Source organism: Azospirillum sp. B510 (assembly GCF_000010725.1).
Classification (GTDB): Bacteria; Pseudomonadota; Alphaproteobacteria; order Azospirillales; family Azospirillaceae; genus Azospirillum; species Azospirillum lipoferum_B.
Genome location: NC_013859.1, coordinates 294,987 through 311,152, shown reverse-complemented (window position 1 = coordinate 311,152; position 16,166 = coordinate 294,987). Strand labels below are relative to the sequence as shown.

11 protein-coding genes are annotated in these 16,166 nt (G+C 65.0%); 7 read left to right on the top strand and 4 right to left on the bottom strand.

The window, feature by feature from the left end:
* Window positions 1-68 precede the first annotated feature (68 nt).
* The 3 genes from pstC to pstB all read left to right on the top strand — a co-directional run bounded on the left by pstC (window position 69) and on the right by pstB (window position 2,805).
* Window positions 69-1,052 carry a phosphate ABC transporter permease subunit PstC gene (gene pstC / locus AZL_RS31340; RefSeq protein ID WP_012978382.1) on the top strand — a complete coding sequence of 328 codons (984 nt, stop codon included), beginning with the start codon at window positions 69-71 and terminating at the stop codon, window positions 1,050-1,052.
* 5 nt (window positions 1,053-1,057) lie between these two features.
* Window positions 1,058-1,939, top strand: a complete 882-nt coding sequence (pstA, locus tag AZL_RS31335) for a phosphate ABC transporter permease PstA (RefSeq protein WP_042446641.1) — start codon at window positions 1,058-1,060, stop codon at window positions 1,937-1,939.
* 65 nt (window positions 1,940-2,004) lie between these two features.
* The gene (gene pstB, locus AZL_RS31330; protein WP_162471010.1) at window positions 2,005-2,805 is read left to right on the top strand and encodes a phosphate ABC transporter ATP-binding protein PstB; all 801 of its coding nucleotides are present in this window, start codon (window positions 2,005-2,007) and stop codon (window positions 2,803-2,805) included.
* Between the two features lie 83 nt (window positions 2,806-2,888).
* On the opposite strand, the gene AZL_RS31325 is transcribed toward pstB, so the two are convergent.
* The 3 genes from AZL_RS31325 to AZL_RS31315 all read right to left on the bottom strand — a co-directional run bounded on the left by AZL_RS31325 (window position 2,889) and on the right by AZL_RS31315 (window position 7,171).
* The gene (locus tag AZL_RS31325) at window positions 2,889-4,148 is read right to left on the bottom strand and encodes an NAD(P)/FAD-dependent oxidoreductase (RefSeq protein WP_012978379.1); all 1,260 of its coding nucleotides are present in this window, start codon (window positions 4,146-4,148) and stop codon (window positions 2,889-2,891) included.
* Window positions 4,149-4,273: 125 nt separating this feature from the next.
* A complete protein-coding gene (locus AZL_RS31320; RefSeq protein ID WP_012978378.1) occupies window positions 4,274-5,509 on the bottom strand; it encodes an MFS transporter in 1,236 nt (411 codons plus the stop codon).
* A 198-nt stretch (window positions 5,510-5,707) separates the two neighbouring features.
* Window positions 5,708-7,171 carry an amidase gene (locus tag AZL_RS31315; RefSeq protein ID WP_371304268.1) on the bottom strand — a complete coding sequence of 488 codons (1,464 nt, stop codon included), beginning with the start codon at window positions 7,169-7,171 and terminating at the stop codon, window positions 5,708-5,710.
* A 319-nt stretch (window positions 7,172-7,490) separates the two neighbouring features.
* On the opposite strand from AZL_RS31315, the gene AZL_RS31310 reads away from it, so the two are divergent.
* Window positions 7,491-8,147, top strand: a complete 657-nt coding sequence (locus AZL_RS31310) for a helix-turn-helix domain-containing protein (RefSeq protein WP_042446638.1) — start codon at window positions 7,491-7,493, stop codon at window positions 8,145-8,147.
* A gap of 251 nt (window positions 8,148-8,398) precedes the next feature.
* Here the strand turns inward: AZL_RS31310 and AZL_RS35070 are convergent, their stop codons facing one another.
* The gene (locus tag AZL_RS35070; RefSeq protein WP_247894555.1) at window positions 8,399-10,330 is read right to left on the bottom strand and encodes a S9 family peptidase; all 1,932 of its coding nucleotides are present in this window, start codon (window positions 10,328-10,330) and stop codon (window positions 8,399-8,401) included.
* A gap of 311 nt (window positions 10,331-10,641) precedes the next feature.
* Here AZL_RS35070 and AZL_RS31305 point away from each other — a divergent pair, with 311 nt between their 5' ends.
* The 3 genes from AZL_RS31305 to AZL_RS31295 all read left to right on the top strand — a co-directional run bounded on the left by AZL_RS31305 (window position 10,642) and on the right by AZL_RS31295 (window position 16,148).
* The gene (locus tag AZL_RS31305; protein WP_042446635.1) at window positions 10,642-11,889 is read left to right on the top strand and encodes a TCR/Tet family MFS transporter; all 1,248 of its coding nucleotides are present in this window, start codon (window positions 10,642-10,644) and stop codon (window positions 11,887-11,889) included.
* Window positions 11,890-12,089: 200 nt separating this feature from the next.
* Complete coding sequence (locus tag AZL_RS31300; protein ID WP_012978373.1) at window positions 12,090-14,213, top strand: YgiQ family radical SAM protein; 2,124 nt, start codon at window positions 12,090-12,092, stop codon at window positions 14,211-14,213.
* 126 nt (window positions 14,214-14,339) lie between these two features.
* Window positions 14,340-16,148, top strand: a complete 1,809-nt coding sequence (locus tag AZL_RS31295) for an ABC transporter ATP-binding protein (RefSeq protein ID WP_012978372.1) — start codon at window positions 14,340-14,342, stop codon at window positions 16,146-16,148.
* Window positions 16,149-16,166 lie beyond the last annotated feature (18 nt).

Genomic DNA, 16,166 nt, shown 5'->3' with positions numbered 1-16,166 from the left:
CCCGGGGGCATGATCGCGGGTGGGGACGGAAATTTCGCCGTCCCCACCGCACGCCTCACGGAGCGGCCATGACCGAGATCGCGCTGACCTTGACCGACGAACACGCCTCCACCGCCCGACGGGCCCGCCGCCAGCGCTTGCAGGACGCGGCCTTCCGCAACGCCACCCTCGCCTTCGCGCTGCTCGTCCTGCTGATCCTGGGCGGCGTCATGGTTTCCCTGATCGACGGCGCGCTTCCGGCCTTGCGCACCTTCGGCCTCGGTTTCGTCGGGACCGAGGTGTGGAACCCGGTGTCCGAACAGTTCGGCGCGCTCGCCCCGATTTACGGCACGCTGGTGACCTCGGTCATCGCCATGGCTGTCGGCATTCCCGTCAGCTTCGGCATCGCCCTGTTCATCACCGAGATGTGCCCCGCCTGGCTGAAGCGCCCGCTCGGCGTCGCCATCGAGCTGCTCGCCGGCATTCCCAGCATCATCTACGGCATCTGGGGCCTGTTCGTCTTCGCCCCCTTCATGCAGTCGACGGTCCAGCCCTTCCTGATCGCCACGCTGGGCCAGATCCCGGGCATCGACCATCTGTTCATGGGCCCGCCCTACGGCATCGGCATCCTGACCGCCGGCCTGATCCTGGGCATCATGGTCCTGCCCTTCATCACATCCATCACCCGCGACGTCTTCGAGACGGTGCCGCCGATGGTGCGCGAATCGGCCTATGGGCTGGGCGCCACCACCTGGGAGGTGGTGTGGAACGTGGTGTTGCCCTACACCCGCACCGGCGTGGTCGGCGGCGTCATGTTGGGTCTGGGTCGCGCGCTGGGCGAGACGATGGCGGTGACCTTCGTCATCGGCAACGCCCACCGCATCAGCTCCTCGATCCTGGCGCCGGGCACGACGATCTCGGCCTCCATCGCCAACGAATTCACCGAGGCGGTCGGCGACGTCTACACCTCGTCGCTGGTGGCGCTGGGCCTGATCCTGTTCATGATCACCTTCACCGTGCTGTCGATCGCCAAGCTGATGCTGCTGCGCCTGCAGCGCAAGGCCGGAGTCTGAGGCCCATGACATTCTCCAATTCCGCGACGCTGGCCGTCCCCGTCGGGGGCCTGTATCACCGCCGGCGCATCGTCAATAAAGTGGCGCTGGCCCTGGCGCTGGGCGCCGCAGGCTTCGGCCTGTTCTGGCTGGTCGCCATCCTGTGGACATTGCTCTACAACGGCCTGTCCGCGATCAACCTCAGCCTGTTCACCGAGAACACGCCGCCGCCGGGCGGCGAGGGCGGCCTGTTGAACGCCATTTTCGGCAGCCTGATCATGACCGGGGTCGCCACCTTCGTCGGCACGCCGATCGGCGTCATGGCCGGCACCTATCTGGCGGAATTCGGCCGTGGCACCAAGCTGGCCGAAGTGGTGCGCTTCATCAACGACGTGCTGCTCAGCGCGCCGTCGATCATGGTCGGCCTGTTCGTCTACGAGGTGATGGTCGTCCGCATGGGCCATTTCTCGGCCTGGGCCGGCGCCATGGCGCTCGCGGTGCTGGTCATCCCCGTCGTCGTCCGCACGACCGAGGACATGCTGAAGCTGGTGCCGAACAGCCTGCGCGAGGCCGCCGCCGCGCTGGGGGCGCCGCAATGGAAGGTGATCACCATGGTCGCCTACCGCGCCGCCCGCAACGGCATGATCACCGGCGTCCTGCTGGCCATCGCCCGCATCAGCGGCGAGACGGCCCCGCTGCTGTTCACCGCCCTGAACAACCAGTTCTGGAGCGCGGACATGAACGCGCCGATGGCCAACCTGCCGGTGGTCATCTTCCAGTACGCCATGTCGCCCTATGAGGACTGGCGCCAGCTTGCCTGGGGTGGCGCGCTGCTGATCACCGTCGCCATCCTGCTCCTCAACATCGGCGCCCGGCTGCTCGCCGGTCTCGGCACGACGAGAAAGTAACCATGACGATGACCCACATGGACGCCAACAGCCACGCCCACGGCAGCCACCCGATGCCTCCCGGCATGCTTCCCGGTACCGCTGCCGAGCGCCCCATCGCCGGTGCCGGCCTGCCCGAGAAGATCACCGTCCGCAACCTGGACTTCTTCTATGACGGCTACCGGGCGCTGAAGAGCATCTCGCTGCCGCTGTACGACCGTCAGGTCACCGCCTTCATCGGTCCGTCGGGTTGCGGCAAGTCGACCCTGCTGCGCATCCTGAACCGGATGTACGACCTCTATCCCAAGCAGGTCGCCACCGGCGAGGTGATCCTGGACGGCAACAACATCCTGTCGCCCAAGCAGGATCTGAACCTGCTGCGCGCCCGCGTCGGCATGGTGTTCCAGAAGCCGACGCCGTTCCCGATGTCGATCTACGACAACATCGCCTTCGGCGTGAAGCTGTACGAGAAGCTGTCCCGTGCCGACATGGACGAGCGGGTGGAATTCTCGCTGCGCCGTGCCGCGCTGTGGGACGAGGTGAAGGACAAGCTGCGCCAGAACGGCATGAGCCTGTCCGGCGGCCAGCAGCAGCGCCTGTGCATCGCCCGCGCCATCGCGGTGAAGCCGTCGGTCCTGCTGCTCGACGAGCCGACCTCCGCCCTCGACCCCATCTCCACTGCCAAGTGCGAGGAGCTGGTGGATGAGCTGCGCTCCGACTACTGCATCGCCATCGTGACCCACAATATGCAGCAGGCGGCCCGCATCTCCAACTTCACCGCCTTCATGTATCTGGGCGAGCTCATCGAGTTCGGGAACACGGAAGAGATCTTTACCAACCCGACCAAGGAAAAGACGTCCGAATACATCACCGGCCGCTTCGGCTGACGCCGTTCGCGCCGGGTCCGGCAAAAGGAAAGGCTCCCATCACCCTCCGGTGGTGGGAGCCTTTCGTTTTTACGCCGCTGTTCTCAGTGCCGATCCGGCCGGAAGGCGGTGGGATCGGTGAAGGGCGTCTCGCCGGCCATCAGTTCGGCCAGCAGCCGGCCGGTCGCCGGCCCCAGCGTGAAGCCCTGGTGGCCATGGCCGAAATTCATCCACAGGCCGCGATGTCCCGGCGCCTCGCCGATCACCGGCAGCATGCCGGGCAGGCAGGGCCGCGTTCCATGCCAGGGCTCCGGCTCGACCGGCATGCCGAGGTCGAGCAGAGCCTCGGCCCCCAGCTCCGCCTGCTCCAACTGCACCGGATCGGCGGGCGCGTCGGCATGGGTGAACTGCGCGCCGGTCGTGATGCGCAGGCCACGCGCCATCGGAGCGATGACATAGCCGAAGCCGGTGTCCAGCAGCGGAAGCCTCAGGCCGCCGCCGCGGTAATGGCGATGGTAGCCGCGTTTGCGGACCATCGGGAAGCGCAGGCCGAACGGCCGCAGCAGCTCCGGCGACCAGGGCCCCAGCGCCACCACGACGGCGTCGGCCTCCAGCCGGCCATCCACCGTATTGACCGCCCATCCGCCCTGTGGCGTGGCCGCCAGGCTGCGGGCGTCGCCCTCCAGCAGCCGGCCGCCGGCCGCGACGAAGCCCCGTCCATAGGCGGCGACCAGGGCGCCGGGGTCCGACACCGTCCAGGGATCGAGCCAATGGATGGCGCCGACGCCCGTCTGCTTCAGCGCGGGCTCGGCCCGTGCCAGTTCGCCCGGCGTCAGGGCCTTGAAGCGGACGCCCCAGCGTTTCCGGTTCTCTTCGGCGGCGGCAAGCGCCTTGTCGAACAGGTTCTGGCGCCGGAACAGCGCGTGATAGCCGTCGCGCCGCACCAGATCATCCAGTCCCGCCTCCGCCGGCCCCCCGTCCGCCCGACAATCCCCCATCAGCTCCTCGTGGGTGGCCGTCGCCTGGATGATCAGCCGCGCATAGGAGTCTGAAATGCGGGCATGGCGGCTTTCGGCGGAATGCCACCAGTAGCGGGCCAGCGCCTCGGCATGGTCGGGCATGGCCATGGCGTGGTAATGGACGTCGTTGGTCCGGCCGGTGGCGACGGCGGCCAGCGTGCCGATGTCGCGCGGCATCGGATAGGGGCTGACCGCCTCGCTCTGGATGATGCCGGCATTGCCGTAGCTCGTCTCCTCGCCCGGACTGCGGCGGTCCACCACCGTCACCGCCCAGCCGCGTTTCCGGAGCTGGAGAGCGGTGGCGATTCCCACCATGCCGGCGCCGAGAATGATCACCTGCTTCATGGCGTCACCAACCGGCCTTGACAATCACGATGCCTGCGGCGGCCCGGCCCGCCGGCGTGTGGCGGTTGTGGGGGCGGTTGGAGAGCGGGGCGGGGAGGGAGGGACATGATGCGACTCTCATGGGATCAGGCGATGCCGGCGGCGAGGCGCTGCCGCCCGGTCCGCAGGGTGGTGGCGACCGCGACCGACAGGCCGGTCATGACGATCAGGAAGCCGAAGGCGGTGTCGAACGACCCGCTGGCCGAAACCAGGAAGCCCATGACCATCGGTGCGACGAAGCCGGCGATCTGGCCGCCCAGATTGACCATGCCGATGCCGGTTCCGACCTGATTTCCCCGCAGCACCTTGGTCGGCAGGGCGATGACCGTCGCCAGGACGAAGGATTTGAAGAAATAGACCAGCGACTGGAAGACGATCAGCGCCGCGATGGTCTCGGACCGGTACATCGCGAACAGGAAGATGCCGGTCAGCAGGGCGCTGCCGATCAGCAGATATTTCTCCCGGTCGGCGAAGAAGCGGGTCATCACCCAGCCGCCGATGGCGGTGGCGATGGTGGCGAGCAGGAAGGGGATCGGCACCAGGACGCCGACGGACTTCAGGTCGAGGCCGCGCTGTTGCAGCAGATAAAGGGGCATCCAGGAATCCAGCCCCTTGTTGACGCAGCTCAGCCCGAACCAGACGACGACCAGCTGCCACAGGAACGGGGTCCTCATCAGGACGCGCGTGGTGGCCCAATCGGTGCGTTGGGAAGCGGCCCCATCCTGCGCGCCCGCCTTCGCGGCCGGCTTGGCGTCGTTGGGGACCAGCAGGATGTAGGCGACGGCGAAGGCGATGCCGGCGAAGCCGATGACCTCGAAGGCGTGGCGCCAGCCCAGGCCGAGGATCAGCGGCGCCATCACCAGCGGGGCGATCATGCTGCCGGCATAGTTGGACGAGGTCAGAAAGGCCGACATCTTCGGCTTGTTGTCCTTGTCGAACATCTCCGCCACCGCCTTGATGGCGGCGGGCGGGAAGCCGCCCTCGGCGATGCCGAACACCAGCCGGATGGCGATCAGCGATCCCAGCGACCAAGCGAAGCTGGTCGAGACGGTGAAGACCGACCACAGGGCGATGGAAACCACGATCACATATTTGGAGCCGAAGCGGTCGGCCAGCCAGCCGCCCGGAATCTGCATCAGCGAATATCCCAGGAAGAAGACGCTGATCACCACGCCCAGTTCCGAGGCCTGGAGGTTGAAGTCCTTCCCGATCTGACCCAGCGCGATCGAGATCGCCGCGCGGTCGATGTAGGAGATGCAGAAGGCCAGATAGAGAAGCGAGAACCCGATGATGCTGGTCTTGTGGGCCTTGAGGGCGGACATGCGAGATCTCCGTCGAATTTGGGGGAGCGCGGCTCCATCGGCTTTCATCTGGATTTGCCGGACGGGCAGGGGCGCGGACGGCGGACAAGGAAAGGGCGTTGCGGCACGGCGGTCGGCCGGCGGCCTGTCGGTCGGTCAGCGGCTTTCATGGCCTTGGGGTTCCTCGTGGGCTTCAGCCACGAGGAACCCCAAGGAAGGTCAATCCCAGGCGAGAAAGCCCGGCGTTCCGGAAAGTGGCGGGGCGTCCGCCAGCATCCGCAGATTCGGCAGCGGCCGGCACAGGGCCGGATCGTTCGCGAAGGCCGCTTCCAGTGCCGCGGCGGCGGCGAGCACCAGCGCGTCACCGCCGCGCGGACCGACGATCTGTAGGCCGAAGGGCATGCCGGACTCGTCCAGCCCGACCGGCAGGCTCAAGGCCGGATGGCCGGCGAGCGTCACGCCATAGGCCAGGGCCAGCCAGTGGAAGTAGGAGCGGGTCGGACGGCCGTCGATCTCCCGCGGATAGAGTTCGCTCCACGGGCGCGGGCTGACGGTGATGGTCGGGCTGATCAGCAGGTCGTGCGTCGCGAAGAAGGACTGGAAGGAGCGGTAGATCCGCGTCTGGGTCGTCGCGGCGCGGGTATAATCCTCCAGGCTGTAGCCCAGCCCCTCCTCGATGTTGGCGCGGACATTGGGGCCGAGCATGTCGGGGCGCTCGCGGAAGGTCCTGGCATGCATCGCCAGGAACACCGAGGCCCGCAGAACCGCGAAGGCGTCGTCGGCCCCGGCGCAGTCCGGTGTCGCCTCGACGCAGGCGCCGGCCAGCGGGGCGATGTGGCGGACACGGTCGCGGAAGACGCGGCGGATCTCCTGCGCCGTCGGGGCGAAGCCGAAATCCTCGGTCGCGGCGATACGCAGGCGGGACAGGTCGGCGGGGATGACCGGGAACCAGCGGTCCGCCCGGCCGCGGACCGTTTCGCCGGGCAGGCTGTAGGCCAGCGGGTCGCGGCCGTCGTCGCTGGCCATGACCGACAGCATCAGCGCCAGATCCGCCACGTTGCGGGCCATCGGACCATCGGTCGACAGGTTCGACCAGCCGATGGCGCGGCGTTCGCTGGCGACCAGCCCATAGGAGGGGCGCATGCCGACGATGCCGGCATAGCCGGCGGGATTGCGCAGGCTGCCGCCGGTGTCCGATCCGGTGGCGATCGGCGCCATGCCGCAGGCGAGCGCCACCGCCGATCCGCCCGACGACCCCGCCGACGAGCGCAGCGGGTCGAAGGGGTTGCCGGTGGCGCCATGGACCGGGTTGCGGGTGTTGCCGCCGGCCGCCCATTCGGGGGTGTTGGTCTTGCCGAAAATGATGGCCCCGGCGGCGCGCAGCCGGGCGACCGATCCCTGGTCGGCCGCCGGCACATGATTTGCGAAGAGCGGGCTGCCATAGGTGGTGCGGAGACCGGCGGTGTCCTGGGTGTCCTTGACCAGAAGCGGGATCCCGTGCAGCGGTCCCACCCCGTCGCCACGCCGCATCGCCGCATCGGCCTGTTCCGCCGCCTTGCGGGCACCGTCGATGTCGAGGGCGACGACGGCATTGACCGCCGGATTGACGAGATCGATGCGGGCGAGGCAGGCTTCCAGCAATTCGACGGACGACAGGCTCCCATCGGCGATGCGCCGCCGCATCTCCGCCAGGGAGAGATCGGCCACCGAAGGCATGGGAGTGTGGATGGGCGTGTGGGCGGGCAAATCGGGCATGGCGAGACCATCCGTCCGGCTTCAATTTGCCGCATCGTCACAAAATTTAGCGCATCGGTCAAATAGTTTATATGATCAGCAAATAGGCGCTGATCTTGCTGCATTGCGCAATCATGTGGCAGAACAGGGACCATCAAGGTTTCCGCCAGCCGGTCTGGCGAAGCGGTCGATGAAAACTATTTAGCACATGCAATAAAGCCTGCCCGTAAAATCGGCAGCGCCAGTGGCAGCAAGGCGGAATGGGTTGATGCGGGATCACGATGAGTTGGCCAACACCACGTCGAGGTTGGGCGTTTGCCTGAAAGCGGCCCGCCGGGCGCGGGGGTTGACCCTGAAGCAGGTGGCCGAACGGACCGGAATGGCGCTGTCGACTTTGTCGAAGGTGGAAAATGGCCAGATGTCGCTGACCTACGACAAGCTTTTGCAACTGACGGCCGGTCTGAAGATCGAGATCGCCGAACTGTTCGAGCCGGCCGGCTCACGGCCGGAACCGCCCCAGATGATCACCGCCCGCCGCAGCATCAGCCGGGCCGGACAAGGTCATCTGGTGGATACGACCTTCTATTCCTACCGCTACCAATGCACAGATCTGGTTGGAAAGCAGATGGTGCCGATCCTGGCCGAAATCCGGGCCCGCACGCTGGAGGAGTTCGGGCCGCTGCTGCGTCACTCGGGTGAGGAGTATTTCCATGTCACCTCCGGCCGGGTCATCGTCCATACCGAATTCTATGAACCGGCGGTGCTGGGGGTCGGCGACGGCATCTATCTCGACAGCAGCATGGGGCACGCCTATCTGAACGCCGGTGACGAACCGGCCCGCGCCATCTGCGTCTGCACCAGCGAAGAGCCCGACCTCTATCAGAAACTGCGGTCGCTCGCGGAGACAGTGCCTGCGGAAGGCTGAGGGCCAATTCCATAAAGCGGAGATTGTTTCCATAATCATTCTTATATGTTTTTTGTGTACGCGCAATGTTAAACTGCCAGTCTTCCGTCAGTTTTGCGACGGCTGGGAGGCTGGTGATGGGCTGGATCACGATGAGCGAACGGGATTTGCAGCGCGTCGAGATTCTCGGCGAGGTTCTGAGCGGTCGCCGCGGGGGCGGATCGGTGTGCAAACGGGCATGCCGGCGGGGGCCTTCCCAGGGTGGAGGTCATTCATTCGGGCTGAACAGCTTTGAAAATTTCCCCGCCACAGCGAATCTCGTGGCTGGACCTATCAAGATCAGATCCGAAAGATTCGAAATAGCCGCCCAGGTAACGGGCAAAGAATGCTTCAGTCATAGCGATATAAGCAATCTCATTTTTAGGCTTAGTGAAGCCATGCCCCTCATCGGGATAGGTGACGTAGGTGACCGGAATACCCTTAGCTTGCATGGCCGCAACAAAAGCATCACTCTCAGCGACTTTGCAGCGGACGTCGTTCTCTCCATGGAAGATCAGCATCGGTTTCGTGATGTTGCCGACCTTGTGGATCGGTGAACGTTCGGCAAGAAGCACGCGGCCTTCCGCCGTTCGTGGGTCACCATAACTTCTGTAGAAAAATTCGATCGAACCGCTCCAGGCTTCAGGTAAGGATTCCAGAAACGTCTCCAAATTAGCGAAGCCAACCACCGAGACGCAGCAACAGAACACGGTTGGAGTGAAGGTTGCGGCTACAAATGAAGCGTAACCGCCATAAGATCCACCATAGATGGCAACTTTATTCTTATCAGCTATTCCTCTATCAATGACCCAATTGACGGCATCAATTAAATCATCGTGCATCTTTGCGGCGTGCTCTTTTTCACTTGCAAAGATAAAATTTTTACCAAACCCTACGGATCCACGGTAGTTAACTGAAAGAACAGCATATCCACGATTGGCGAGCCATTGATGATAGCTGCCGTACCCATACACGTCACGCATCCAGGGGCCACCATGCACGATGAGAACCGTTGGAAGCGGTTTTTCGGGAATAAGTGCAGTAATGTGTTCCGGCATTGTCAAGTAAGAAAGCAGGTTTAGACCATCACGCGATTTGATATTAAGCGGCCACATCGGAGAAAGCTTATACCCGTTCAGCATCGGTCTGCTGCGGAGTATTTCGACTAACTCGCCATGGCTACGATCATATAAGAAAAACGTATGAGCTTGTTCTGCTCTGTAAGCGTTGACCACCCACCTGCTGTTGTCGTTTGTTTGGCTTACTATATCAAAATCGAAACCTAGAAGCTTATTTTTTAGGAAGGTAAAATCATTGCAAACCTCAGGTGCAATGAAAATCCATTCTTTGCGCAATGACTTTATGCTCGCAGCTAGGATTTCTTTAGTCTGTGGATGAATAATTATCCTATCAATATCGTAATGAGGGTGCTCGGCCAGAATTGTCTTCTCACCAGTTTCCCAATCAATTAGAGAATACGCAGATGTGTTACGCCCGAGGCACGTGTACATCAGGCAATTTTTGTTATCAGCGCTAAACGTAAGTGAAGATGTCTCTCCACTGTCAATGTAGTCGATGTCCAGCCAATGCGTGACAGCTTCTCCATCGATACGCCAACAGATGGATCCTCCATCTTCTCTGGCCGAACGAGCGAATCGTGGTTTAAGATCCCAATCAAATCTTACAATGAAGAACGACTGCGTATTGAGCCAGAGGATATCACGATTGCCCGTTTTGACATCGACGGCATAATAATCGTACCAGCGCTTATCACGATCGTTGATGCCGATGACAATTTTATCAGGGGCTTGAGGCGACTGAATCTCAACCTCAGCGCTAATGCCATCGATTGGCGTTAGATCGCGCATCTTACGCTGAGCGAGATCAATAATAAAAATGTGCCAATTTTCATCGCCGTTATTATCTCGGCTAAACCAGACAAAACAACTATCGAGTGTCCATCCATATGAAGAAATGGAATGATCTTTTACGCGGGTTAAGGGTTCTGCCGCAGCGATGTTGTCGACGGGTGCCATCCACACATTGGTGACGCCTTCATGAGGTGAAAGCCATGTCAACCATTTGCCATCAGGTGACAATTGAGCACTTGAGGCGGTGGGATTGCCGAATAAGTGACGGCGCGGAATAAGAGGTGTATTTTTCATAAAATATCCCATCTCGGAACGTCGCGAGCGGCAGAGGTAGAATAAACTCCAATGACTTTGGCGTACAATGTGCTGGCGATCCTGCGGTGGCTGGTGCCGGATCGGCGGGTCGAACGCATCCTGGAGGACTGGCGGCGGGAGGACTGAAGGGAGAGCGAAGCACGCAAAGACGGAAGAAACATCCGATATAGGAAATATTCCGCTTGATATTTCCGGCCACCCTCCCTACCTTATCGGTGCCGCTTCCCTGTCCCGGCGCCGGCCCGCTTTGCCGACGCCCCGCCCCGTCCCTTCCCTGTCCAGGTTTCTCCATGTCTCCCGTCCTCCGTCCGCGCAAGGCCGCAACGGTCTTCATCCTCGTCACCGCGGCGCTCGACATCGTCGCGATGGGCATCGTCATTCCGGTGCTGCCGGCGCTGATCGAGCAGTTCGCCGGGGCCGATGCGCAGGCCGGCACCATCAACGGCGCTCTGGTGGCGCTGTGGGCGCTGATGCAGTTCTTTTCCTCTCCGGTGGTCGGGTCGCTGTCGGACCGTTTCGGCCGCAGGCCGGTGATCCTGCTGTCGGCGCTCGGGCTGGCGGCGGACTATGTGCTGATGGCGCTGGCGCCGAATCTGTGGTGGCTGGTGGTCGGCCGGGCGGTGGCCGGCATCACCTCCTCCAGCTTCACCACCGTCTTCGCCTATATGGCCGATGTGACGCCGCCGGAGCAGCGGGCGCGCGCCTATGGGCTGATCGGCGCCGCCTTCAGCGCCGGCTTCATCGCCGGTCCGCTGCTTGGCGGCCTGTTGGGCGAGCTGTCGCCGCGCGCCCCCTTCTGGGCGGCGGGAGCGCTGAGCGGTCTGGCTTTCCTCTATGGTCTGGTCGTGCTGCCGGAATCGCTGGCGCCGGAAAACCGCATGGCCTTTTCCTGGCGCCGGGCCAACCCGTTCGGCGCGCTGCGCCTGCTGCGCTCGCATCCCGAACTGTCGGGCCTGGCGCTGGTCAATTTCATGCTGCATTTCTCCCACCATGTCTTCTCCGCCGTCTTCGTGCTCTATGCCGCGCACCGCCATGGCTGGAGCGCCTGGGATGTCGGGCTTCTGCTGGCGATGGTCGGCGCCCTCGACATGATCATCCAGGGGCTGGCGGTGCAGCGGATGGTCAAATGGCTGGGCGACCGCGGCACCATGATCCTCGGCCTGTTCGGCGGCGCCGTCGGGCTGGCCTGCATGGGGCTGGCGCCCGATGGCGGCTGGTTCGCCTTCGCCATCGTGCCGAACGCGCTGTGGGGGCTGGCGATGCCGACCATCCAGTCGCTGATGACTCAGCGCGTCTCGCCGTCGGAGCAGGGCCAGTTGCAGGGCGCCAACATGAGCGTGGCCAGCGTCGCCGGCATCCTGTCGCCGATCTTCTTCGGCACGGTCTATTCCGCCTCGATGGGCGACGACCCGCTGTTCCCGCATCCGGGCTCCGCCTTCGTGATCGCGGCATTCGTGTTGCTGGCCGGCGCCGTCATCGGCTGGATGGTGGCCCGCCGCAACGGCCGGGCGGCGGAGGCGGACCGCCTGGCCGCCTGAGGCGTCTCCGCAGCCGGCCACCGCACGGGCCCCCACGGCAGGCCCTTGCGCCAATTGTGGGGCGTCCCACATTCCGGTGGCCCGCACCCGGCAATGACCTATTGCTCCACTGCGTTATCAGCGGTGGGAATCCGTCGGCCGACAGGGTAAGACTGTCGGCTCACCCAATCCACATCGTCGATCGAGACCCGGAGAACGCGATGCTCGCGGCCCCCAACCTGTTCACCCACCGCCCCGACCGGAGCGTGCGCCCCAAGGCCGCACCCTTCCTGCCGATGTCGCGTGCGGAAATGGACCGGCTGGGCTGGGACCAGTGCGACGTCATCGTCGTCACCGGCGACGCCTATGTCGACCATCCCAGCTTCGGCATGGCGATCATCGGCCGGCTGCTGGAATCGCAGGGGCTGCGCGTCGGCATCATCGCCCAACCGGACTGGAACAGCGCCGAGCCGTTCAGGATCCTGGGCAAGCCTCGGCTGTTCTGGGGCGTGACCGGCGGCAACATGGATTCGATGGTCAACCACTACACGGCCGACCGTCGCCTGCGCCACAATGACAGCTACACGCCGAACGACGAGGGCGGCAAGCGGCCCGACCGCGCCGTCATCGTCTATTCCCAGCGCTGCCGCGAGGCCTTCAAGGACGTGCCGATCGTCCTGGGCGGCATCGAGGCATCCTTGCGCCGCATCGCCCAGTACGATCATTGGAGCGAGAAGATCCGCCGATCGGTCCTGGTCGATTCCAAGGCGGACATGCTGGTCTATGGCAATGCCGAACGCGCCATCATCGAGATCGCCCAACGGGCGCTGAAGGGGGAATCGCCCAAGGCGATGACCGACATCCGCGGCACCGCCATCATGCGCTCGACCGTGCCGGAGGGCTGGACGGTGGTCGACAGCAGCTCGATCGACGATCCGTCGGCGCCGGTGTCGCCGCGTGCCGCCGGGGCCGACCGCATGGTCGTGCGGCTGCCCAGCTTCGAGCAGGTGACCGCCGACAAGGTGCTCTACGCCCATGCCAGCCGCGTCCTGCACCAGGAGAGCAACCCCGGCAACGCCCGCGCCCTGGTCCAGCGCCACGGCGACCGCGAGGTCTGGCTGAACCCGCCACCGATCCCGCTGGAAACCAACGAGATGGACGGCGTCTATGACCTGCCCTATGCGCGGGCGCCGCATCCGTCCTATGGCGATGCGCGCATCCCGGCCTGGGAGATGATCCGTTTCTCGGTCAACATCATGCGCGGCTGTTTCGGCGGCTGTTCCTTCTGCTCGATCACCGAGCATGAGGGGCGCATCATCCAGAGCCGGTCGGAGGGATCGATCCTGCGCGAGATCGAGCAGATCCGCGACAAGACCAAGGGCTTCACCGGCGTCATCTCCGACATGGGCGGGCCGACCGCCAACATGTACCGCCTGGCCTGCAAGGACAAGGAGACGGAAGCGGTCTGCCGGCGCCCGTCCTGCGTCTTCCCCGACATCTGCAAGAACCTGAACACCGACCATTCCTCGCTGGTCCAGCTCTACCGCAAGGCCCGCGCGGTGCCGGGGGTGAAGAAGATCCACATCGCGTCGGGCCTGCGCTACGACCTCGCCGTGCGCAATCCGGAGTATGTGAAGGAGCTGGTGACCCACCATGTCGGCGGCTACCTGAAGATCGCGCCGGAACACACCGAACCGGGTCCGCTGGCCAAGATGATGAAGCCCGGCATGGGCGCCTATGACGAGTTCAAGCGCATGTTCGACAAGGCGGCGAAGGAGGCGGGCAAGAAGCTCTACCTGATCCCCTACTTCATCGCCGCCCATCCCGGCACCACCGACGAGGACATGATGAACCTCGCCTTGTGGCTGAAGCGGAACGGCTTCAAGGCGGATCAGGTGCAGACCTTCCTGCCCTCGCCGATGTCGCTGGCGACCGCCATGTACCACAGCGAGCGCAACCCCCTGCGCCCGGTGCGCCGCGTCGGGTCGGAACTGGTGTCGTCGGCCAAGGGGCTGAAGCAGCGCCGGCTGCACAAGGCCTTCCTGCGCTACCACGATCCGGAGAACTGGCCGATCCTGCGCGAGGCGCTGAAGCGCCTGGGCCGCGAGGACCTGATCGGGCCCGGCGAGGAGCAGCTGATCCCGGCCTGGCAACCGGTCGGCGCCACCGCCAAGCCGCGGGAGAAGGGGGGTAAGACCTTCCTGACCCAGCAAGCCGGCCAGGGCCGCCGCATGGTGCCGCCGGTCGGCAAGGCGCCGGGGGCGAAGCCGGCCGGGGCGGGGGGCGGAGCTGGGGGCAAGCCGTCCGGCATGAAGCCGCGCCAGACGACTCTGAAGGGTCGGTAACGGTAGAGGGCACAGGCCCCATTCCCCGCTCCCCCCTGGGGAGAGGGCGATCATTGGCGCATTCCGCAATGGCTCCTTTGGCAGGGGTGCCGCCCGTATGGCCGGCCCTGCCCTGGTTGGATACCCATGGCCCAGTCGAAACGCACCCCGCGCCCGAACGCCATCCGCAGCGTCCTGGCCTTCACCTTCCGGCACTGGCGGCGCCAGGCCCCGCGGGCCGTCGGCATCGCCGGGGCCATCGCGCTCGCGACGCTCGCCGACGTCTTCATGCCGCTGTTCGCCGGCCGGCTGGTCGATGCGCTGACCCTGCTGCCGGGCGACCGCGAGGCGGCGCTGCATGCGGCGCTGACCGCCTTCGGCGCCATGGTGGCGCTCGGCATCGGCATGGTGGTGATGCGCCATCTCGCCTGGAGCGGCATCATCCCCTTCACCCTGCGCATCATGGCCGATGTCGGCCGGGACAGCTTCCACCGCATCCAGCGCTTCTCCACCGACTGGCACGCCAACAGCTTCGCCGGATCGGTGGTGCGCAAGATCACCCGCGGCATGTGGGCGCTCGACACGCTGGACGACACGCTGCTGCTGGCGCTGTGGCCGTCGCTGGTCGTGTTGATCGGCACGATGGTGACGCTGGGGCTGCATTGGCCGGCGATGGGGCTGGTGATCGCGCTCGGCACCGCGATCTACATCGCGATGACGGTGCTGTTCTCCACCCTCTACATCGCGCCGGCCGCCCGGCTGTCGAACGCCTGGGACACCAAGCTGGGCGGAACGCTGGCCGACGCCATCGGCTGCAACGCCGTGGTCAAGGCCTTCGGCGCCGAGCCGCGCGAGGATGACCGGCTGGCCGCCGTGGTCGGCAAATGGAGCCGCCGCACCCACCGCACCTGGACCCGCCACACCCGCCACAGCACCGTCCAGCTGGTGGTGCTGCTGATGATCCGCAGCGCGGTGGTGGCGACCGCGCTCTGGCTGTGGTGGCGCGGGCAGGCGACGCCGGGCGACGTCGCCTATGTGCTGACCACCTATTTCGTCGTGCATGGCTATCTGCGCGACATCGGCATGCACATCAACCACCTCCAGCGCTCCGTCAACGAGATGGAGGAGCTGGTGGCGATCCATGCCGAACCGCTGGGGGTGGAGGATCGGTCGGACGCCACGCCGATCCGCATCGGAGCCGGCGAGGTGCGTTTCGACCATGTCACCTTCCGCTATGGCGGCCACACCACGCCGCTCTACCGCGACCTGTCGCTGACCATCAAGGCGGGGGAACGGGTCGGGCTGGTCGGGCCGTCGGGGTCGGGCAAGACCACCTTCGTCAAGCTGATCCAGCGCCTGTATGACGTGACCGGCGGACGGGTGCTGATCGACGGCCAGGAGGTGGCGGGGGCGACCCAGCAGTCGCTGCGTTCGCAGATCGCCATCGTCCCGCAGGAACCGATCCTGTTCCACCGCACGCTCGCGGAGAACATCGCCTATGGCCGCCCCGGCGCGTCGATGGCGGCGATCGAGATGGCGGCGAGGCTCGCCAACGCCCACGACTTCATCGCCCGCCTGCCCAAGGGCTATGCGACGCTGGTCGGCGAGCGCGGCGTCAAGCTGTCGGGCGGCGAGCGTCAGCGGGTGGCGCTCGCCCGCGCCTTCCTGGCCGACGCGCCGATCCTGATTCTGGACGAGGCGACCTCCAGCCTGGATTCCGAATCGGAGGCGCTGATCCAGGAGGCCATCGAACGTCTGATGCAGGGCCGCACCGCCATCATCATCGCCCACCGCCTGTCCACCGTGCGCACACTCGACCGCCTCCTGGTCTTCAACCAGGGCCGGGTGGTCGAGGATGGCAGCCACGCCACCCTGCTCCACCGGACGGGCGGCCTCTATCGCCGCCTGTTCGAACAGCAGTCGGCGTCGGAGCCGGCGCGGCGGATCGGGGGGTGAGAGGGGGGCGCGGGGGGA

Coding starts and splice junctions, on each gene's coding strand:
- AZL_RS31300 (WP_012978373.1), top strand. CDS start 12,090: ATGCTCGCGGCCCCCAACCTGTTCACCCACCGCCCCGACCGGAGCGTG.
- AZL_RS31305 (WP_042446635.1), top strand. CDS start 10,642: ATGTCTCCCGTCCTCCGTCCGCGCAAGGCCGCAACGGTCTTCATCCTC.
- pstB (WP_162471010.1), top strand. CDS start 2,005: ATGCTTCCCGGTACCGCTGCCGAGCGCCCCATCGCCGGTGCCGGCCTG.
- AZL_RS31310 (WP_042446638.1), top strand. CDS start 7,491: ATGCGGGATCACGATGAGTTGGCCAACACCACGTCGAGGTTGGGCGTT.
- AZL_RS31295 (WP_012978372.1), top strand. CDS start 14,340: ATGGCCCAGTCGAAACGCACCCCGCGCCCGAACGCCATCCGCAGCGTC.
- AZL_RS31325 (WP_012978379.1), bottom strand. CDS start 4,148: ATGAAGCAGGTGATCATTCTCGGCGCCGGCATGGTGGGAATCGCCACC.
- AZL_RS31315 (WP_371304268.1), bottom strand. CDS start 7,171: ATGCGGCGGCGCATCGCCGATGGGAGCCTGTCGTCCGTCGAATTGCTG.
- pstA (WP_042446641.1), top strand. CDS start 1,058: ATGACATTCTCCAATTCCGCGACGCTGGCCGTCCCCGTCGGGGGCCTG.
- AZL_RS31320 (WP_012978378.1), bottom strand. CDS start 5,509: ATGTCCGCCCTCAAGGCCCACAAGACCAGCATCATCGGGTTCTCGCTT.
- AZL_RS35070 (WP_247894555.1), bottom strand. CDS start 10,330: ATGAAAAATACACCTCTTATTCCGCGCCGTCACTTATTCGGCAATCCC.
- pstC (WP_012978382.1), top strand. CDS start 69: ATGACCGAGATCGCGCTGACCTTGACCGACGAACACGCCTCCACCGCC.